Origin of the sequence: Leclercia sp. W17, assembly GCF_003336325.1 — a bacterium.
GTDB lineage: Bacteria > Pseudomonadota > Gammaproteobacteria > Enterobacterales > Enterobacteriaceae > Enterobacter.
The window spans coordinates 3,772,015-3,790,969 of sequence record NZ_CP031101.1 but is presented as its reverse complement, the minus strand read 5'-3'; the positions used below and the strand labels follow the sequence as shown (position 1 = coordinate 3,790,969).

Below are 18,955 nucleotides of genomic sequence, written 5' to 3'. Positions count from 1 at the left end.
CCCTGTGGCAAGGTGGCCTCATTTCTGGGAAAGGGGATAAAAGATGTTGAATGCATGGCACCTGCCGGTTGCCCCATTTGTTAAACAAAACAACGACAAACTTGTCATCACCCTGTGGCTGACAGGGGAAAACCTGCCTGAGCGGGTGACGCTTCGCGCTGAATTCGATAACGAAGAGACCTCGCTGCCGATGCATAAGCAGCGCAGCCAGCCGCAGCCGGGCGTCACTGCCTGGCGGGCGACCATTGACACGACGAAGGGGCAGCCGCGGCACCGCTACAGCTTTAAAATGCTCTGGCATAACCGCCAGCTGTGGTTCACCCCGCAGGGCTTCAGCCGCTTTCCTCCCGCCCGGCTGGAGCAGTTCGCCATTGATTACCCGGATGCCGGGCCGCAGTGGGTGGTCGAGCAGGTCTTTTATCAGATCTTCCCGGACCGCTTTGCCCGCAGCCAGCGGCGCAACCCTGAGCTGGACAAAACCTATTATCACCATGCCGCAGGCCATGAGACGATTTTCCGCGAGTGGGACGAACCGGTCACCGCCCAGGCGGGGGGCTCCACCTTTTACGGTGGGGATCTCGACGGCATCAGTGAAAAGCTGCCCTGGCTGAAAAAACTCGGCGTCACGGCACTCTATCTCAATCCGGTGTTTGTCGCCCCCAGCGTGCATAAATACGACACCGAAGATTACCGCCACGTGGATGAGCGGTTTGGCGGCGATGAGGCCCTGTTACGCCTGCGGGAGAATACCCAACGGGAGGGAATGCGCCTGATCCTGGACGGGGTGTTTAACCATAGCGGGGACTCCCACGCCTGGTTTGATCGCCACAACCGCGGAACCGGCGGCGCCTGTCATAACCCGGACTCGCCCCAGCGCGACTGGTATAGCTTTGACGACGAGGGCCGCGCCCTCGACTGGCTGGGCTACGCCAGCCTGCCGAAGCTGGATTATCAGTCGTCAGGGGTGGTGAACGAGATCTACGGCGGCGAGGAGAGTATTGTTCGTCACTGGCTGAAAGCGCCGTGGAATATGGATGGCTGGCGGCTGGATGTGGTGCATATGCTCGGAGAAGAGGGTGGGGCGCGCCATAATCTTCAGCATGTTACCGGGATCACCCGTTCGGCGAAGCAGGCCAATCCGGAGGCCTTCGTCTTTGGCGAGCACTTTGGTGACGCCCGCCAGTGGCTGCAGGCCGATGCAGAAGATTCAGCGATGAACTACCGCGGCTTCACCTTCCCGCTGTGGGGCTTCCTTGCCAACACCGATATCTCTTACGATCCGCAGAACATCGACGCTGAAACCTGCGTAAAATGGATGGATAACTACCGCGCCAGCCTGTCGCATCAGCAGCAGCTACGCATGTTTAACCAGCTCGACAGCCATGACACCGCCCGCTTTAAGTCGCTGCTCGGTAAGGATGTCGCTCGCCTGCCGCTGGCGGTCACCTGGCTGTTTACCTGGCCTGGCGTGCCCTGTATCTATTACGGGGACGAGGTGGGGCTCGATGGCAACAATGATCCGTTCTGCCGTAAAACCTTCCCGTGGGAGGCTGAAAAGCAGGACCAGACGCTACTGGCGCTCTATCAGCGGCTGATTAAGCTGCGCAAGCAGAGCCAGGCCCTGCGCTACGGCGGCTGTCAGGTGGTCTACGCCCACGACAACGTGGTGGTGTTTGTTCGCGTCTATAATCAGCAGCGCGTGCTGGTGGCGATTAACCGGGGCGAGGCCTGCGAAGTGGTGCTGGAAGATTCACCGCTGTTGGCGGGGAAAACGTGGAAGAGCAAAGAGGGTAAAGCGACGTTCCAGGACGGCGTGCTCACGCTTCAGGCAGTCTCCGCTGCGGTCTGGTTCGGTAGTTAATATCGGGCGGAACGGCTACCACCTTTTAAGATGGCGTAAATGCAACGATTTGTGTCAATCTTAACGGATCGTTAACGGTGAAGGTGGAAACATGGACGAGCTTTACATCCTTGGCTGTCTGTTCCTGATTTTTGCGCTGGTGGTTGCGCCCGTGCTTGCGGTTATCGGATTTAATCGAAGCACGGCGGCGAAACAGGAGATTGCCCGGCTTCGCCAGCGCATTGAGGCTCTTGAGCAGCGCGGCGTGGCAGAGAAAGCACCGGAGCCTGAACAGGCCGCTGCGCCGGTGGCCGTGGCTGAGCCAGTGGTTGACGACGCGCCCGCGCCTGTCGACCCCTGGCGCCCGGATATTCCCGCTGCCGCGGCAGCACCGGCTCCGGCTCCTGCGCCCGCGGCAAAACAGCCTTCTGCCTTTGGCGGCATGCTGACGTCGCTGGTGCGCTGGTTCATGCGGGGCAATCCGCTGGCGAAGCTTGGGATCCTGCTGCTTTTTCTCGGTCTTTCATTCCTCCTGCGCTATACCGTCGAGCACGCCCTGTTCCCGCTTGAGCTGCGCCTGGCCGCGACGGCGCTGCTTGCTATGGTTCTGCTGGTCCTCGGGTGGCGGCTGCGGCACAGACAGCGCGTCTATTCGCTGATCCTCCAGGGTGGAGCGGCAGGCATCCTCTATCTGACCATCTTTGGTGCTTTCCGGCTCTGGCAGATGTTGCCGATGACGCTGGCCTTTGCGCTGCTGGTGGTCATTTGCGCGGCGAGCGTCGGGCTGGCGGTGCTGCAGAGGGCCCTGAGCCTCGCTATGCTGGCGAGTCTCGGTGGGTATCTTGCGCCGCTGCTGTTGTCTACCGGAGGCGGCAGCTTTGTGGCGCTGTTCTCATTCTACCTCCTGCTTTCCATCGGCATTCTCGCTATCAGCATCTGGCAACACTGGCGCGAGCTGAATCTGCTCGGGCTGCTGTTTACATTCGGCGTGGCTGGCCTGTGGGGGCTAAGCGACTACCGGCCTGAAGACTATGGGGTCTGCCAGCTGTTCCTGATTGCCAATACGCTGATATTCGGCGTGCTGAGCGTGGCGCTGTCGCTGCGGGCGCAGGAGAAAGGGAAGCAGATTATCGACGGCGTGCTGCTGTTTGCCCCGCCACTGATAGGCTTCGGGATGCAGTACGGCATGACCCGCCACTGGGAATATGGTCCGGCGCTCAGCGCGCTGGGTTACGGCGCATTTTATCTTACCCTCGCATTCCTTGCCCTGCGGCGCTATCCCTCCCTCGGTCGGCCGCTGGTCATGGCGGCGCTGGCGATCGGCGGCGGGTTTGCCACGCTCGCCATTCCGCTGGCGCTGTCGGCGCGCTGGACGGCGATGGCCTGGGCACTGGAGGGGCTGGGTATCCTCTGGCTGGGCGTGCAACAGCAGCAGCGGCGTATGAGCTATAGCGGGACGGCGCTGCTGGTGCTGGCGCTGGGTAGCGCGCTGTGGGCGCAAACGAACGGTGTGACATCGCTGAGCCTGCTGCTTATCTTCGCCGTCCTCAGTCTTTGCTGGCTGGCTGCGGCCTGGCTGTGGCGGGAAATCGTTCTGCCCGTCAGTGGGGTACTGCTGGCCGGCGGGCTGCTGTTCTGGATAGTGGCGCTGCTGGGGGCGTCGCAGCTGATGCTGAAGCAGGAATTATCTGCTCTGGCAGGCGTGCTGGCGCTCTCGGCCGTCTCGGTCTGGGGCTGGCGGCAGGTGGCCGCTCGTCTGGCGTGGCGGGAGCTGGATGCCAGCAAATGGCTGCTCTGGCCGCTGATGCTGCTGATGGTGGCTTATCAGCTCTGGCATCAGCAGATCTTTGCCGCTGGCTGGTCAAATCTGGCCTGGTGCGCTGCACTTCCTGTCGCACTGATGCTGCTGCGGCGCGACGGTAAAAGGCTCCTGCCGCGCATCGCGATGGGGCTGCATCTGTCGCTGTTCTGGATGATTTTACTGGCGCTGGCCGCCGAGCTTTACTGGTTTGCCCGGTCGCTGCCGTGGGGAATGGTGGCCTGGGGCAGTGGACTGGCGATGGCAGCAGGTGGCGGTTTGATTATGGCGCTCTCTGCGGCGGTACGGCGTCACGGGTGGCCGTTCCGGGAGTGGCCTGCGCTATACGCCTGCCTGGCACCGATCCCTGTTGTCGTGGCGCTGTTGGTATTGTTGGTCGTCACCAATTTCCAGGACGGCGTGGTCTACCGACAGACCTGGCTGCCGCTGGTGAACCCGCTTGAAGAAGGTGCCGCGTTCGCGTTGCTGGGGCTGGTGGTCTTTTATCGGGCGGTGGATCGTTACTATCCCGCGCGGCTTTCGCAAGCCCGCCCGTGGCCTGCCGTCGCGCTTATGGCGTTTGGCTTCTGGTGGCTTAACGGTGCGCTAATGCGCGCGCTGGCCTGGTATGGCGACGTGGCCTGGAATATGGCCTCGCTGTGGGATTCCCGGCTTGTCCAGACCTGTTTTGCCCTGTTCTGGATGCTGAGCGCGCTGGTGGTCATGATCCATGCTACCCGTCGGGCTTCCCGGCAGGAGTGGCTCTGCGGCGCTGCGCTGCTGGGAGTCGTGATGGTTAAACTGATGCTGGTAGACAGCGCGGGCGGAGGCGGGCTGTCGCGCGCGGTGGCGTTTATCGGCGTGGCGATCCTGGTACTGATCGTGGGTTATTTCTCACCGCTGCCGCCCAAAACAGGAGATGAAAAATGAAATGGATGAAAGCGGTAGCGTGTAGTGCGCTGCTGGTGCTTTCCGGCCCGGCGTTTTGCGACGAGGGACAAACGGAATCGCCCCAGGACTATGCCTTTGGGCGTTCACTGGATACGTCCGTCCCTTCCCAGTGGTATCGGGTGATGCTGCCGCTTGCCGTCTATGAGCAGAGCACGTCACCCGATCTGCATGATGTCCGCGTCTTTAATCAGTCGGGCGAGCCGGTTCCCTTCAGCCTGGTCACCGCGACGCGTCCGCAAGCGTCAGTGCAATCCACACCACTTCGCCTCTTTCCTCTGAACGCCTCGCCGCTTGCACCTGCGCGCGGGGATGAGGATAGCGATAAAATCCTGCTCCGCTCCCGAAACGGCGTAGAGATAGTGCTCGAGGGGCAAAAAGCCGCCGCAGCCGGGCAACATTATCTGCTGACCTTGCCGGAGCAGGCTACGGGCGAGATGGCCCTGTCCCAGTTGCAGCTGCTCTGGAATAGCCCTCAGACGCCGTGGCAGGGAACGGCGTCGGTTTATTACAGCGAGGATCTTAAGCAGTGGTATACCCTGCGCGAGGATATGCCCCTGCTGGACGTGGTCAGTGGCCAGGATCGCCTTAAGCTCGACCGGATCGATACCGATACGGTTTTATCTCCCGATGCGAATCGCTATCTCATGGTGGTGCTGAATACGCAGAGCCAGGAGATAACCCTGACCGGCGTAAACGCAATTAGCGCACCTGCCCAGGCGGCCCCGGAAGAGATCAGCCTGGAGGGGGAAGGAGAACAGTTATCGACAAGTGAAGCCCAGTGGCACTGGGCGCGACCGCAGCCGCTGAGTGCTGTCAGCATCTTACTGAATGGCGATGGCGTCCTTCCCGTGGAGATAGCGTGGCGGAGTAGCGAAAAAGAGGCATGGCACCCGCTGAAAAAAGTGGTTCTCTACCGTCTGGAGGGGAAAATGTCTCCACCGGTTTCGCTTAACGGGGGCCTGGTGCAGGCAGTGAAAATCACGACGCTGAGTGCGCGTTTGCCAGAATATCTGCCGGGCGTCACGGGGCATCGCGACCGCTATGACCTGGTGTTCAACGCGCAGGGTAAAGCGCCGTATGTGCTCGCCTGGGGCAACGGGGCGGCAAAGCCTGCAAAGGTGGAGCCCGACATGCTGATCCCTGCCGATCTGCGCAAATCCTATGATATGGCAAACCTGCCGCAGGCTGACCTTCAGGATAATGTTGCCTTAGGCGGCGAGGGGCGTCTGACCGCCACCTCCGCGGCCGAGCGGGAGAGCAGGATGACCACGCTGCTGGTGTGGGGCGTGCTGATTGCGGGCGTGATTTTGCTGGCCGGTATGGCCTGGCGCATCTGGCGGGAGACACAGCGTAAGGCATAAAAAAAGGCCCGCATAAGCGGGCCTTTTTCGTAAACCGTGCCAATTACAGGCTGGATACGTTCTCAGACAGGTATTTAGCAACGCCGTCTGGAGACGCGTTCATACCTTCTTTCCCTTTTTCCCACTGAGCCGGACACACTTCACCGTGCTCTTCGTGGAACTGGAGTGCGTCAACCATACGCAGCATTTCGTCGATGTTACGACCCAGTGGCAGATCGTTCACTACCTGGTGACGCACGATGCCGTTCGCGTCGATCAGGAAGGAGCCACGCAGTGCAACGCCCGCGTCCGGATGCTCGATACCGTAAGCCTGCTGGATTTCGCGTTTGATGTCCGCAACCATCGCGTATTTCACTGGACCGATGCCGCCGTTGTCGACAGGGGTGTTACGCCATGCGTTGTGTACAAACTCAGAGTCGAAGGAGACGCCAACCACTTCTACGCCACGCTTCTGGAACTCTTCGTAACGCTTGTCGAACGCGATCAGCTCAGACGGGCAAACGAAGGTGAAGTCCATCGGCCAGAAGAACAGAACGGTGGCTTTACCGTTGGTGTGCTGTTTGAAGTTGAAGTTTTCAACGATTTCACCATTGCCCAGAACGGCGGCAGCTGTAAAATCCGGAGCCGGACGAGTTACCAGAACCATATGATTCTCCTGTGATTACTAAGGTTATTTAGAACGCAACGCGGGCCAGTATAGAGAGTGTTCACCTGAAAGACAAAGAGGCGTTGACAATCGTTAACCCAGCTTTTACCTATCAATCACATTTATATTAAAGCTGCTTATGTTTCGCCTGTTCCATCATCCGCGGATAAAACTGCCAGAAACGGGTCTCCAGGGCGTCGTAATGGGCATCCAGATCCTGCCAGGAGTCGCGCAGGGCATCGAGACGCGGACGGCGGCTGGCCATGCCGTTAAGCACCCGCTGTATAAAATCCATCTCGCTATAGCGCTCCAGCCAGCGCTCCGACCACAGATAGCTATTCAGATTCACAAAGCGCGGCGGTGAATCGGGCAAAATGATCGCCACCTGCGCATGGGCGTAGCGGACAAACTCCGGCAGCGGCATCTCCGGGGAGAGCTGAGCCCAGTGGCGGGAGACAAAGTGATCCCACATCACATCCAGCGTAATGGGCGCCACGCGCCGGGTCTCCGGGCGGAACCACTCCTTTGCCTCTTTGACCTCGGGCAGGTTGTCGGTAAGGACATCAATCCGGCGGTGCATGAAGATGCCTTCCACCACGTCGGCGGGATACGCCTCAGCGGGGTTGCCGCGCACGAAGTCGGCCAGCAAGTTGCCGGAAAGGGAGCTGTCAGCGAGATGAGCGAGGTGCAGGTGAGCGAGAAAATTCATGCGATTCGTTATCCGAAGCGAGGCTAGTTGTTGCAGCAAAGAGGTGTGAGCACTAGACTAAGCCGCCTGTTTTTAAGTCACGAGTATATGCCATGCGCGTCGCCGATTTCTCTTTTGATTTACCCGAGTCCCTGATTGCCCACTATCCTATGCCGGAGCGCAGTAGCTGTCGCTTATTGTCGCTGGATGGGCCGACGGGTGCGCTGACGCACGGTACCTTCACCGATCTGCTCGACAAGCTCGACCCGGGCGACCTGCTGGTGTTCAACAACACCCGCGTGATCCCGGCCCGTCTGTTTGGCCGTAAAGCCAGTGGCGGCAAAATTGAAGTGCTGGTCGAAAGAATGCTCGATGATAAACGTATTCTGGCACATATTCGCGCTTCCAAGGCACCGAAGCCGGGCGCGGAGCTGCTGCTGGGGGATGACGAGAGCATCAATGCCACCATGGTGGCGCGCCACGATGCGCTCTTTGAAGTGCAGTTCAACGATGAGCGTCCGGTACTGGATATCCTCAACAGCATCGGCCATATGCCGCTGCCGCCGTACATTGAGCGTCCGGACGAAGAGGCCGACCGCGAGCTGTATCAGACCGTATATAGCCAGAAGCCTGGCGCGGTAGCAGCGCCGACCGCGGGCCTGCACTTTGATGAACCGCTGCTGGAAAAACTGCGCGCAAAAGGCATTGAGATGGCGTTTGTGACCCTGCACGTCGGCGCGGGTACTTTCCAGCCGGTGCGTGTGGACAGCATTGAAGACCACATCATGCACTCCGAATATGCCGAAGTGCCGCAGGAGGTTGTGGATGCGGTACTGGCAGCGAAAGCGCGCGGTAACCGCGTGATTGCGGTTGGCACCACCTCGGTTCGCTCGCTGGAAAGCGCAGCCCAGGCCGCCAAAAACGATCTGATTGCGCCTTTCTTCGGCGATACCCAAATCTTCATCTACCCGGGTTATCAATATCAGGTGATCGACGCGCTGGTAACGAATTTCCATTTGCCGGAATCGACCCTGATCATGCTGGTATCGGCATTTGCGGGTTATCAAAACACCATGAATGCTTACAAGGCTGCGGTAGAACAAAAATATCGGTTTTTTAGCTACGGTGACGCGATGTTTATCACGTACAATCCGCAGGCTTTGAATGAACGTGTCGGGGAATAAGTCCGCGGCACTGGTTTAACGCGCCGGACTGTTTTTCTGGTGCAGGAGAAAAAATGAAATTTGAACTCGATACCACCGATGGTCGCGCTCGCCGTGGCCGCCTGGTGTTTGATCGTGGCGTAGTAGAAACGCCCGCTTTTATGCCTGTGGGTACTTACGGCACCGTAAAAGGGATGACGCCGGAAGAAGTTGAAGCCACTGGCGCGCAAATTATCCTCGGTAACACCTTCCACCTGTGGCTGCGTCCTGGTCAGGAGATCATGAAGCTGCACGGGGATCTGCATGACTTTATGCAGTGGAAAGGACCGATTCTGACCGACTCCGGCGGCTTCCAGGTCTTCAGCCTGGGTGATATCCGCAAGATCACCGAAAAGGGTGTACATTTCCGCAACCCGATTAACGGCGACCCGATTTTCCTCGATCCTGAAAAATCAATGGAGATTCAGTACGATCTCGGCTCCGATATCGTGATGATCTTCGACGAATGTACGCCATACCCGGCGGACTGGGACTACGCCAAGCGCTCGATGGAGATGTCGCTGCGTTGGGCGAAGCGCAGCCGCGACCGTTTTGATAGCCTCGGCAATAAAAATGCGCTGTTTGGCATTATTCAGGGCAGCGTTTACGAAGATTTACGCGATATCTCTGTTAAAGGTCTGGTAGAGATAGGTTTTGATGGCTACGCTGTCGGCGGTCTGGCTGTAGGGGAGCCGAAGGAAGATATGCACCGTATTCTGGAGCATGTTTGCCCGCAAATTCCAACAGATAAACCTCGATACCTGATGGGCGTCGGTAAACCAGAAGATCTGGTTGAAGGCGTACGTCGCGGCATTGATATGTTCGACTGCGTTATGCCGACCCGCAACGCCCGTAATGGTCACCTGTTCGTGACCGATGGCGTGGTAAAAATCCGTAATGCGAAGCATAAAAGCGACACCAGCCCACTCGATGCCGAGTGCGATTGCTATACCTGTCGCAATTATTCTCGTGCCTATTTGCATCATCTTGATCGTTGTAATGAAATACTGGGCGCGCGACTCAATACGATTCATAACCTTCGCTATTACCAGCGCTTAATGGCTGGTTTACGCAAGGCTATTGAAGAGGGTAAATTAGAGAGCTTCGTGACCGATTTTTACCAACGACAGGGTCGGGATGTTCCACCTTTGAACGTTGATTAATTTATTTAATGAGGGAAATTTAATGAGCTTTTTTATTTCTGATGCGGTAGCGGCAACAGGTGCACCGGCGCAGGGCAGCCCGATGTCTCTGATTCTGATGCTGGTGGTGTTCGGTCTGATCTTCTATTTCATGATCCTGCGTCCACAGCAGAAGCGCACCAAAGAGCACAAAAAGCTGATGGACTCCATCGCGAAAGGCGATGAAGTGCTGACTAACGGTGGTCTGGTAGGTCGTGTAAGCAAAGTCGCTGATAACGGCTATATCGTTATCGCACTGAACGATACCACTGAAGTGGTTATCAAACGTGACTTCGTTGCTGCCGTTCTGCCGAAAGGCACCATGAAGGCGCTGTAATTAACTTTTCCCAAAGGGAACTGCCGTGTTAAACCGTTATCCTTTGTGGAAGTACGTCATGCTGGTCGTCGTCATTGTCGTCGGCCTGCTGTATGCACTTCCCAACCTGTATGGTGAGGATCCGGCTGTTCAAATCACTGGCGCGCGCGGCGTCGCCGCCAGTGAGCAAACGCTGATCCAGGTCCAGAAAACTTTACAAGAAGAAAAAATTACCGCTAAGTCTGTGGCACTGGAAGAGGGCGCAATTCTTGCTCGCTTCGACTCCACCGACACGCAGCTCCGCGCTCGTGAAGCGCTGATGGGCGTGATGGGTGATAAATATGTCGTGGCGTTGAACCTTGCTCCTGCAACTCCGCGTTGGTTAGCTGCTATCAACGCTGAGCCGATGAAACTCGGTCTCGACCTGCGTGGCGGCGTTCACTTCCTGATGGAAGTGGATATGGAAACCGCACTCGGAAAACTTCAGGAACAAAACATTGATAGCCTGCGTAGCGATCTGCGCGATAAAGGCATCCCTTACACCACCGTGCGTAAGGAAGACAAATACGGGATGAGCATCACGTTTCGTGACAGCAATGCCCGCGACCAGGCGATAGATTATCTGACCCAGCGTCACCGCGATCTGGTGCTCTCTTCTCAGGGCAGCAACCAGTTGCGTGCGGTGATGACCGATGAGCGTCTGAAAGAAGCGCGTGAATACGCGGTTCAGCAGAACATCAACATCCTGCGTAACCGTGTAAACCAGCTCGGCGTTGCTGAACCGCTGGTACAGCGTCAGGGTGCTGACCGTATTGTGGTTGAACTGCCAGGTATCCAGGATACCGCGCGTGCCAAAGAGATTCTCGGCGCAACCGCGACCCTAGAATTCCGTCTGGTTAACACCAACGTCGATCAGTCTGCTGTCGCATCTGGCCGCGTTCCGGGCGACTCTGAAGTGAAACAGACCCGTGAAGGCCAGCCGGTTGTGATGTACAAGCGTGTGATCCTGACCGGTGACCACATCACTGACTCCACCTCCAGCCAGGATGAGTACAACCAGCCGCAGGTTAACATCTCGCTTGATAGCGCGGGTGGTAACATCATGTCTAACTTCACCAAGGACAATATCGGTAAACCGATGGCGACCCTGTTCGTGGAGTACAAAGACAGCGGTAAAAAAGATGCCAACGGTCGTGCGGTTCTGGTGAAAGAGGAAGAGGTGATTAACATCGCCAATATCCAGTCTCGCCTGGGTAACAGCTTCCGTATCACCGGTATCAACAACCCGAACGAAGCCCGTCAGCTGTCGCTGCTGCTGCGTGCCGGTGCGCTGATTGCGCCAATTCAGATTGTTGAAGAGCGTACCATCGGTCCAACCCTTGGGATGCAGAACATCACTCAGGGTCTGGAAGCGTGTCTGGCGGGTCTGGCAATCTCCATCATCTTCATGGTCTTCTTCTACAAGAAGTTTGGTCTAATTGCGACCTCTGCGCTGATTGCAAACCTGGTGCTGATTGTCGGCATTATGTCCCTGCTCCCGGGGGCAACGCTGACCATGCCAGGGATTGCGGGTATCGTTCTAACCCTTGCGGTGGCGGTCGACGCCAACGTACTGATAAACGAACGTATTAAAGAGGAACTGAGCAATGGTCGCTCAGTCCAACAGGCGATTGACGAAGGTTACCGTGGCGCTTTCAGCTCCATCTTTGATGCGAACGTAACCACACTGATTAAGGTTATTATCCTGTATGCAGTGGGTACCGGCGCGATCAAGGGCTTTGCTATCACCACCGGTATTGGTGTGGCAACGTCAATGTTTACCGCTATCGTCGGCACCCGTGCCATCGTGAACCTGCTGTACGGCGGCAAGCGCGTTAAAAAGCTGTCTATCTGAGGAGTGCGTTGTGGCACAGGAATATACTGTTGAACAATTGAACTACGGCCGTAAAGTCTGGGACTTTATGCGCTGGGACTACTGGGCCTTTGGCATATCAGGTTTTCTGCTGATTCTGTCCATCGCCATCATCGGCGTGAAGGGCTTTAACTGGGGTCTCGATTTTACCGGTGGTACGGTAATTGAGATCACCCTGGAAAAACCGGTCGATATGGACCAGATGCGCGAGTCGCTGCAAAAGGCGGGCTTTGAAGAGCCGCTGCTGCAGAACTTCGGCAGCAGCCGTGACATCATGGTGCGTATGCCGCCGGTGAAGGATGCCAACGGCAGCCAGGAGCTGGGCAGTAAGGTCGTGACCGTGATTAACGAAACGACCAGCCAGAATGCGACGGTAAAACGTATCGAATTCGTTGGCCCGAGCGTGGGTGCTGATCTGGCCCAGACCGGTGCGATGGCGTTGCTGGTGGCGCTGCTCTGTATCCTGGCGTATGTCGGTTTCCGCTTCGAATGGCGTCTGGCTGCCGGGGTGGTTATCGCTCTGGCGCACGACGTGGTGATCACCATGGGCGTTCTGTCGCTGTTCCATATCGAGATCGACCTGACCATTGTGGCCTCGTTGATGTCGGTTATCGGGTACTCGCTGAACGACAGTATCGTGGTATCGGACCGTATCCGTGAAAACTTCCGTAAGATCCGTCGCGGTACGCCGTACGAAATCTTTAACGTGTCGTTGACCCAGACGCTGCACCGTACCTTGATCACCTCCGGAACTACCCTGATGGTAATCCTGATGCTGTATCTCTTCGGCGGTCCGATTCTGGAAGGCTTCTCGCTGACCATGCTGATCGGTGTTTCCATCGGTACGGCCTCGTCCATCTACGTGGCGTCTGCACTGGCACTGAAACTTGGCATGAAGCGCGAGCACCTGCTCCAGCAGAAAGTCGAAAAAGAAGGGGCGGATCAGCCGTCTATTCTTCCGTAACCCGGCCTCTGCTTAAAAAAACCGTAGCCTCAGTGCTGCGGTTTTTTTTATCATTAATAAAACAGGGCAACGTACAACGGGGTTTGCTCCAGCGTTTGATACACCTCTGGCTATTACTCCCCAAAATTCTACGCGGCTGGAAAGCGGCTATCGCGACAAAGCGTTAAAACAATTTTCTGTGGGCGATGCTGCGCCGGAGCCTGTTAGTGATGCGATAGCTTCGCCATACGGCTTAAAAACATGGATGCTTTTTGCACGTTTAACACGGATGTTAGTTAATGAAAAATACGCACTATTTCACTTTGCAGTTTCACGGTTTTACTGCGGGCAACAATCCCAAAAGCAGCTATCTGCGCCTGATAACACCTCAGCATACTTTTTATACTGATAAGTCTTTTTTTGATGAAAATGTCAACTTTGACCTGTTAAAGCCGGGCAGCCAGATCTTTATGGGTACCCATCGTTTAAACGATGGAAATTACTGGATTGACTGGATTACAGACGGCACTGTAACGCTAAATACGGCGGGTGCACGCCCAGCCTTACCTCTTCCTCTTATCCGTCTATTTACCAGCGTCACAGTATTTTTTGTTTCCGCCTCGATGATGTTTACATCAGGTTATTTGATGATGCTGCTGTTTTTCGTTGTCACGATGATCTTGCTCACCTATGGTCTGGAGGATCTCCATGCCGTGTGTTTGAGAACTTCACCGCGCGTTAGAGAACTACTGAAAAGGCTGGAACAGGCAAAACGCGGTGATACGGCATTTTGCAAAGATATTGGCTGTTCGTTGTTAACGCTGCCGTTTCCTGATGCGATGCCAAAAGGTTTCTCTGATTTTGGCCCGCAGTTGAGTGAGATAAAACATCAGGTCACTGCGGTCAGAGGGGGGGAGTGGACATCATACATTTCTGATAACTCCGGCATAGCGCTCGTGTATGTTTGTCAGGGAAGGCCGTTATCACTGAACTGGCGAATGGGCGATCCGACATGGCGTAGCCAGATGAATAAAATTTTGCCCTTTTTCTATAAAGTGCATGCGCCTTTTATCGGCGTTGGCGACCACCTGTTAACTATTTTTAACCACCACAGTAATCAAGCAGTCGGTATCTATAACTATACTGACGGCAGCTGTTATATCACTAACGGAAACTGGTATCGCAGCGATCAAAGCGTCGCGGCATTTTATCATTCTGTTCTGTTCATTTTCGCCCCTTGCATGCTGGTGATTGCATTGCTGTTTGGGGCCGGCTTTGCCTTGAGCGCCGGTGAGCTCCACTGGAACTGGCATGCTATCGGCAGGGCGATTGAGACGCTGATTTCAGTCATCTTCATGTGCTGTGGCGCACTTCTCGGGGCAAGTGACCTGGCGATTCAACTTACCCGCTTGTGCTCAAAACGCGTGGCTTACTGGCTACGTCTGCGTAAGCAGCTTGAAAAATTGCGCAAAGAACGACAGCGTTCCGGTTACGTGCAGGAGATCTGGTAATGTTCTCAACCTTCCCCCGACGCTGTCTGTGTGTGGCGATTTTACTTGCAATTAGCTATTGGCTCAGTCCATTTACTTTTTAGCAGACCGGTATTGTCATAAAAAAGCACCGAACGAGCATTTCGACCGGTGCTTAGTTTTCAAGCTAGTCTTCTGGAACAGATTAGAAGTTGTAACCCACAACCAGGTAACCACCCCAGCCGGTAGAACGAACGCTGAAGTCACCGTCGCCGAAGTTCAGGCTTGCGTCGTCGTTCCACTGACCACCGTTGTGCCAGTAACGGGCAACAACAGAGTAGTGCCAGTGATCGTAGTTCAGCGCCAGAATGTGGCTGGAGGCGATAGAGTCGTTGGTGCGCGCTTTCTTACCGTTCAGGTCACGGAAATCGTTGTCGCCCAGATCTGAACCCCAGTCAAAGTTGGTGAAGCCGATATAGCTCAGGTTACCGCCCCACAGCTGAGTGATTGGCACGAAGTATTTCACTTTGAAACGGTAGCCATCCCACTCGTTTTCATTCGCCGCGCCGTAGTTCTGCCACTGGTATTTCGCATAGACGTTCATGGACAGGCTCATCGGCAGACCGGTGTCGATGTCAGTACCCAGACCCATGTACCAGGTGCTCTGGCGACCGGACTTGTTGCGACCCATGTCGTAGATGTAGTTGTTCGCGAAGTACCACTCTTTGAACGGACCAAACGCCAGGCTGGTGCCGGTCAGCTTGTCGATAGAGAAGCGTGGTTCGATCTCCATGAACAGTGGGGAACCGTGGTTCCAGATACCTTTGGCGTCAGTGTTACCGCCGAAGAAGACCGGCGCATCCATGTAACCATAGAAATCAAACCAGTCTTTCTTGGCAAACGCTTCGTATTCCAGGTAGGTATCGTTGCGGATCTGCGGTCCAAAACGGGTGTGATAGCTGCCGACGACGTTAACGCTCTGGTGCCACCAGTCGGAGACGTACTCTGGTTTATCGTTTTCCGCTGCCTGCACAGAGAACGCCAGGACTGCACCGGCTGCGAGTAATGTTTTTTTCATAATAATGCCACTGATTTGAAATCCCTGACGGGAGTGAAAAAGGCGCGAATTGCGTTTCTAAATATTTCGTGTTTCTGGGAGCCTATTATAGGAATCCTTGCTCACAAAAATATGTGTTGTTTCACAGTTCTCTCACATACGTAATCGATTGCGTTCACGTTTGCGTATTTTTGACGGAGCGGATTGTAATAGCAAACATTTCTGTTGCCAATGTTTGTAACCAAAGAAGGGAGCGGAACGCGAACACGTTCCGCAGGGGGATTATTGCGCAACGGGCTGAATATCGTGGATGCGGATAAAGCCGAGCTGATCGGGCATCATGCCGTTTAGCTGCAGTGGGATATCAACATCGCTGGGGGCCAGCACACTGGCCGGAGCATTAATGAGCTGGGTCTGAACGTTCAGCTCCTGGAAGCTGTCGGTCGTGCCCTGGATTTGGCCCCACTCTACGGTGGCGCTAAATGCCGGCAGCGGATCGTTGGATTCGCCCTGGATGCGCAGCGTGGCCCGGGTGCCATCGGCATTAGGCGCAACATTCATCAGCGACATACGCAGCGTGCCGATCTGACTGTTCAGTCGGGCAGGGGTGTTTGACCCTGGCAGCAGATAGACGCCGCTGGTCGATTTGGCGTTCAGCGCATTCTGCTGGGTGATTTTGACGGTTTCCTGGTTCAGCTTGTTCATGGTCGTATTCAGCGAACTGATGCTCTGGTTCATCTGACGAACTTCGCTTTGCTGCGCGCAGGCGCTGAGGCTAAAGAGGCTTCCCACCAGCAGGATCCTCAGGTAACGTCTTGTCATGGCAATTATTTCCCTGAAATATCGGATTCTGCTAAGGGTAGTCAACGACGCAGGCGTTCGTATAGATCCTTTATCTCAAAAACGCTCCTTCTTTGTTGTGAGGCCAGTTCGGGGTAAAATAGAGTTCAGTCAACCCGATAGTCAGGACACCGTATGCATTGCCCATTCTGTCTCGCCGTGGATACCAAAGTAATCGACTCCCGACTCGTGGGAGAGGGCTCGTCCGTGCGCCGCCGTCGGCAGTGCCTGGTGTGTAACGAACGTTTCACCACCTTTGAGGTGGCAGAGCTGGTGATGCCGCGTGTGGTGAAAAGTAACGACATCCGCGAACCGTTCAACGAAGAAAAACTGCGCAGCGGGATGCTTAAGGCACTGGAAAAACGGCCAGTGAGCGCAGATGACGTTGAAATGGCGCTTAATCACATCAAAACCCAGCTGCGCGCTACCGGCGAACGCGAAGTGCCGAGTAAAATGATCGGCAACCTGGTGATGGAGCAGCTCAAAAAGCTCGATAAAGTTGCCTATATCCGCTTTGCTTCCGTATATCGCAGTTTCGAAGATATCAAAGAGTTCGGCGAAGAGATCGCCCGCCTACAGGATTAAGCCCATGCTGGATGAGATTTACATGGCGCGAGCGCTCAAGCTGGCGCAACGCGGGCGTTTTACCACCCATCCCAATCCAAATGTCGGCTGCGTCATTGTGAAGGATGGCGAGATCGTCGGGGAAGGTTTTCACTACCGTGCCGGTGAGCCGCATGCCGAAGTGCATGCCCTGCGCATGGCAGGCGAGAAGGCGCGGGGCGCAACCGCCTACGTCACGCTGGAGCCTTGTAGCCATCATGGCCGAACCCCACCCTGCTGCGATGCCCTGATTGCCGCTGGCGTTTCACGGGTTGTGGCGGCGATGCAGGATCCTAATCCGCAGGTAGCCGGGCGCGGTCTATACCGCCTTCAGGAGGCTGGGATTGAGGTCAGCCACGGCCTGATGATGAGTGAAGCCGAACGCCTGAATAAAGGTTTTCTCAAGCGGATGCGGACCGGTTTCCCTTACGTGCAGTTGAAACTTGGCGCGTCGCTGGATGGCCGCACGGCAATGGCCAGCGGTGAAAGCCAGTGGATCACCTCCCCACAGGCAAGGCGCGATGTGCAACGTCTGCGCGCGCAAAGCCATGCTATCCTCACCACGCATGCCACAGTGTTGGCCGACGATCCTGCCCTGACCGTGCGCTGGGATGAGCTAAACGCGGATACTCAGGCACTCTATCCGCAAGAGAATTTACGCCAGCCGCTGCGGATTGTGGTCGACCGGCAGAATCTTGTTACCCCTGAGCACCGCATTGTGCAGCAGCCAGGTGAGACCTGGTTTGCCCGCACTCAGGAAGATGCGCGCAGCTGGCCGGAAGGCGTGCGCAGCATTCTGGTGCCGGAGCATAAAGGACATCTGGATTTAGTGGTGCTGATGATGCTGCTGGGCAAACAGCAGATCAACAGCATCTGGGTCGAAGCTGGCCCGACGCTTGCCGGGGCGCTGTTGCAGGCGGGGCTGGTGGATGAGCTGATCGTCTATCTTGCGCCTAAACTGTTAGGCAGCGACGCGCGCGGCCTGTGCGCCTTGCCAGGGCTGGAAAAACTGGCGGATGCACCGGCATTTAGCTTCAGCGAAATACGTCCGGTTGGGCCGGATGTCTGTCTTCACCTGACCACCGCGTAAGGCTTGCCTAAATAGGGAAGCAGTGCGCAAAATATTATGATAAAATCCGCCCCCCTGCGGGGCCACCAAATGAACCCGTTAAGGAAGAGTATGAACATTATTGAAGCAGCCGTTGCTACCCCGGACGCTCGCGTCGCCATCACCATTGCGCGTTTCAACAACTTCATCAACGACAGCCTGCTGGATGGCGCGATTGACGCCCTGAAACGTATCGGCCAGGTGAAAGACGAAAACATTACCGTTGTCTGGGTTCCGGGTGCTTACGAACTGCCACTGGCAGCGGGCGCACTGGCGAAAACCGGCAAATACGATGCGGTAATCGCACTGGGTACGGTGATTCGTGGCGGTACCGCGCACTTTGAATATGTTGCGGGTGGCGCAAGCAACGGTCTGGCGCACGTGGCGCAGGATGCAGAAATTCCTGTCGCGTTCGGCGTACTCACCACTGAAAGTATTGAACAAGCCATCGAACGTGCTGGCACCAAAGCCGGTAACAAAGGTGCAGAAGCTGCACTGACCGCGCTTGAAATGATCAATGTATTGAAAGCCATCAAGGCCTGATTTTTTTGTAAGGGGAATTCCGTGAAACCTGCTGCTCGTCGCCGCGCCCGTGAATGTGCCGTTCAGGCACTTTACTCCTGGCAGTTGTCCCAGAACGACATCGCTGATGTTGAATACCAGTTCCTGGCGGAACAAGACGTCAAAGACGTTGACGTCGTGTACTTCCGTGAACTGCTGTCGGGAGTGGCGACTAATAGCGCGTATCTCGACGGTCTGATGAAGCCGTACCTGTCCCGTCTGCTCGAAGAGCTGGGCCAGGTTGAAAAAGCGGTGCTGCGTATCGCACTGTTTGAGTTGTCTAAACGTGACGATGTGCCTTACAAAGTGGCCATCAACGAAGCGATCGAACTGGCGAAAACCTTCGGTGCTGAAGACAGCCACAAATTTGTGAATGGCGTGCTGGATAAAGCTGCACCTGCGATCCGTCCCCGTAAAAAGTGATCCGCAAGCCGGAGTGTCGTACTGCCTTTGGGTGGTGCGGGCTCCGGTTTTTTTAT

17 protein-coding genes are annotated in these 18,955 nt (G+C 56.0%); 13 read left to right on the top strand and 4 right to left on the bottom strand.

Translation table 11 applies throughout. The annotated features are described in order from the left end of the window. The first annotated feature begins 43 nt into the window (after nucleotides 1-43). The 3 genes from malZ to DVA44_RS18800 all read left to right on the top strand — a co-directional run bounded on the left by malZ (nucleotide 44) and on the right by DVA44_RS18800 (nucleotide 5,950). Nucleotides 44-1,861 carry a maltodextrin glucosidase gene (gene malZ / locus DVA44_RS18810; protein WP_114387799.1) on the top strand — a complete coding sequence of 606 codons (1,818 nt, stop codon included), beginning with the start codon at nucleotides 44-46 and terminating at the stop codon, nucleotides 1,859-1,861. A gap of 91 nt (nucleotides 1,862-1,952) precedes the next feature. Continuing rightward, nucleotides 1,953-4,568: a DUF2339 domain-containing protein gene (locus DVA44_RS18805; RefSeq protein ID WP_114387798.1), complete on the top strand. Its 2,616-nt coding sequence runs from the start codon at nucleotides 1,953-1,955 to the stop codon at nucleotides 4,566-4,568. Next, nucleotides 4,565-5,950 carry a DUF3999 family protein gene (locus DVA44_RS18800; RefSeq protein ID WP_114387797.1) on the top strand — a complete coding sequence of 462 codons (1,386 nt, stop codon included), beginning with the start codon at nucleotides 4,565-4,567 and terminating at the stop codon, nucleotides 5,948-5,950. The genes DVA44_RS18805 and DVA44_RS18800 overlap by 4 nt, the downstream gene beginning before the upstream one ends. Before the next feature lie 43 nt (nucleotides 5,951-5,993). Here the strand turns inward: DVA44_RS18800 and DVA44_RS18795 are convergent, their stop codons facing one another. Both DVA44_RS18795 and acpH read right to left on the bottom strand, forming a co-directional pair. Next, a complete protein-coding gene (locus DVA44_RS18795) occupies nucleotides 5,994-6,596 on the bottom strand; it encodes a peroxiredoxin (protein ID WP_040076949.1) in 603 nt (200 codons plus the stop codon). Nucleotides 6,597-6,723: 127 nt separating this feature from the next. Then, entirely contained in the window at nucleotides 6,724-7,305 is a 582-nt protein-coding gene (gene acpH, locus DVA44_RS18790; RefSeq protein ID WP_103824018.1) for an ACP phosphodiesterase, read from the bottom strand. Nucleotides 7,306-7,397: 92 nt separating this feature from the next. Between acpH and queA the strand changes: the two genes are divergently transcribed. The 6 genes from queA to DVA44_RS18760 all read left to right on the top strand — a co-directional run bounded on the left by queA (nucleotide 7,398) and on the right by DVA44_RS18760 (nucleotide 14,349). Further along, on the top strand, nucleotides 7,398-8,468 hold the full coding sequence (queA, locus tag DVA44_RS18785; protein WP_114387796.1) for a tRNA preQ1(34) S-adenosylmethionine ribosyltransferase-isomerase QueA: 1,071 nt from the start codon (nucleotides 7,398-7,400) through the stop codon (nucleotides 8,466-8,468). Between the two features lie 53 nt (nucleotides 8,469-8,521). Next, on the top strand, nucleotides 8,522-9,649 hold the full coding sequence (gene tgt, locus DVA44_RS18780; RefSeq protein WP_114315774.1) for a tRNA guanosine(34) transglycosylase Tgt: 1,128 nt from the start codon (nucleotides 8,522-8,524) through the stop codon (nucleotides 9,647-9,649). 22 nt (nucleotides 9,650-9,671) lie between these two features. Further along, entirely contained in the window at nucleotides 9,672-10,004 is a 333-nt protein-coding gene (yajC, locus tag DVA44_RS18775; RefSeq protein WP_032616800.1) for a preprotein translocase subunit YajC, read from the top strand. Nucleotides 10,005-10,029: 25 nt separating this feature from the next. Next, a complete protein-coding gene (gene secD, locus DVA44_RS18770; protein ID WP_114315773.1) occupies nucleotides 10,030-11,877 on the top strand; it encodes a protein translocase subunit SecD in 1,848 nt (615 codons plus the stop codon). A gap of 10 nt (nucleotides 11,878-11,887) precedes the next feature. Beyond that, entirely contained in the window at nucleotides 11,888-12,859 is a 972-nt protein-coding gene (gene secF, locus DVA44_RS18765) for a protein translocase subunit SecF (RefSeq protein ID WP_114387795.1), read from the top strand. Between the two features lie 278 nt (nucleotides 12,860-13,137). Beyond that, complete coding sequence (locus DVA44_RS18760) at nucleotides 13,138-14,349, top strand: hypothetical protein (RefSeq protein WP_114387794.1); 1,212 nt, start codon at nucleotides 13,138-13,140, stop codon at nucleotides 14,347-14,349. A 163-nt stretch (nucleotides 14,350-14,512) separates the two neighbouring features. On the opposite strand, the gene DVA44_RS18755 is transcribed toward DVA44_RS18760, so the two are convergent. Then, nucleotides 14,513-15,385 (bottom strand): nucleoside-specific channel-forming protein Tsx, encoded by an 873-nt coding sequence (locus tag DVA44_RS18755; RefSeq protein ID WP_114387793.1) that lies wholly within the window; start codon nucleotides 15,383-15,385, stop codon nucleotides 14,513-14,515. A 261-nt stretch (nucleotides 15,386-15,646) separates the two neighbouring features. Then, the gene (locus DVA44_RS18750; protein WP_114387792.1) at nucleotides 15,647-16,186 is read right to left on the bottom strand and encodes a DUF3251 domain-containing protein; all 540 of its coding nucleotides are present in this window, start codon (nucleotides 16,184-16,186) and stop codon (nucleotides 15,647-15,649) included. Between the two features lie 153 nt (nucleotides 16,187-16,339). Between DVA44_RS18750 and nrdR the strand changes: the two genes are divergently transcribed. The 4 genes from nrdR to nusB all read left to right on the top strand — a co-directional run bounded on the left by nrdR (nucleotide 16,340) and on the right by nusB (nucleotide 18,899). Beyond that, nucleotides 16,340-16,789, top strand: coding sequence for a transcriptional regulator NrdR (gene nrdR, locus DVA44_RS18740; protein ID WP_103178462.1), 450 nt, complete (start codon nucleotides 16,340-16,342; stop codon nucleotides 16,787-16,789). Between the two features lie 4 nt (nucleotides 16,790-16,793). Next, complete coding sequence (ribD, locus tag DVA44_RS18735; protein WP_114387791.1) at nucleotides 16,794-17,897, top strand: bifunctional diaminohydroxyphosphoribosylaminopyrimidine deaminase/5-amino-6-(5-phosphoribosylamino)uracil reductase RibD; 1,104 nt, start codon at nucleotides 16,794-16,796, stop codon at nucleotides 17,895-17,897. 90 nt (nucleotides 17,898-17,987) lie between these two features. Beyond that, entirely contained in the window at nucleotides 17,988-18,458 is a 471-nt protein-coding gene (gene ribE, locus DVA44_RS18730; protein WP_039032362.1) for a 6,7-dimethyl-8-ribityllumazine synthase, read from the top strand. Between the two features lie 21 nt (nucleotides 18,459-18,479). Further along, nucleotides 18,480-18,899, top strand: coding sequence for a transcription antitermination factor NusB (nusB, locus tag DVA44_RS18725; protein ID WP_032616814.1), 420 nt, complete (start codon nucleotides 18,480-18,482; stop codon nucleotides 18,897-18,899). Nucleotides 18,900-18,955: the final 56 nt, after the last annotated feature.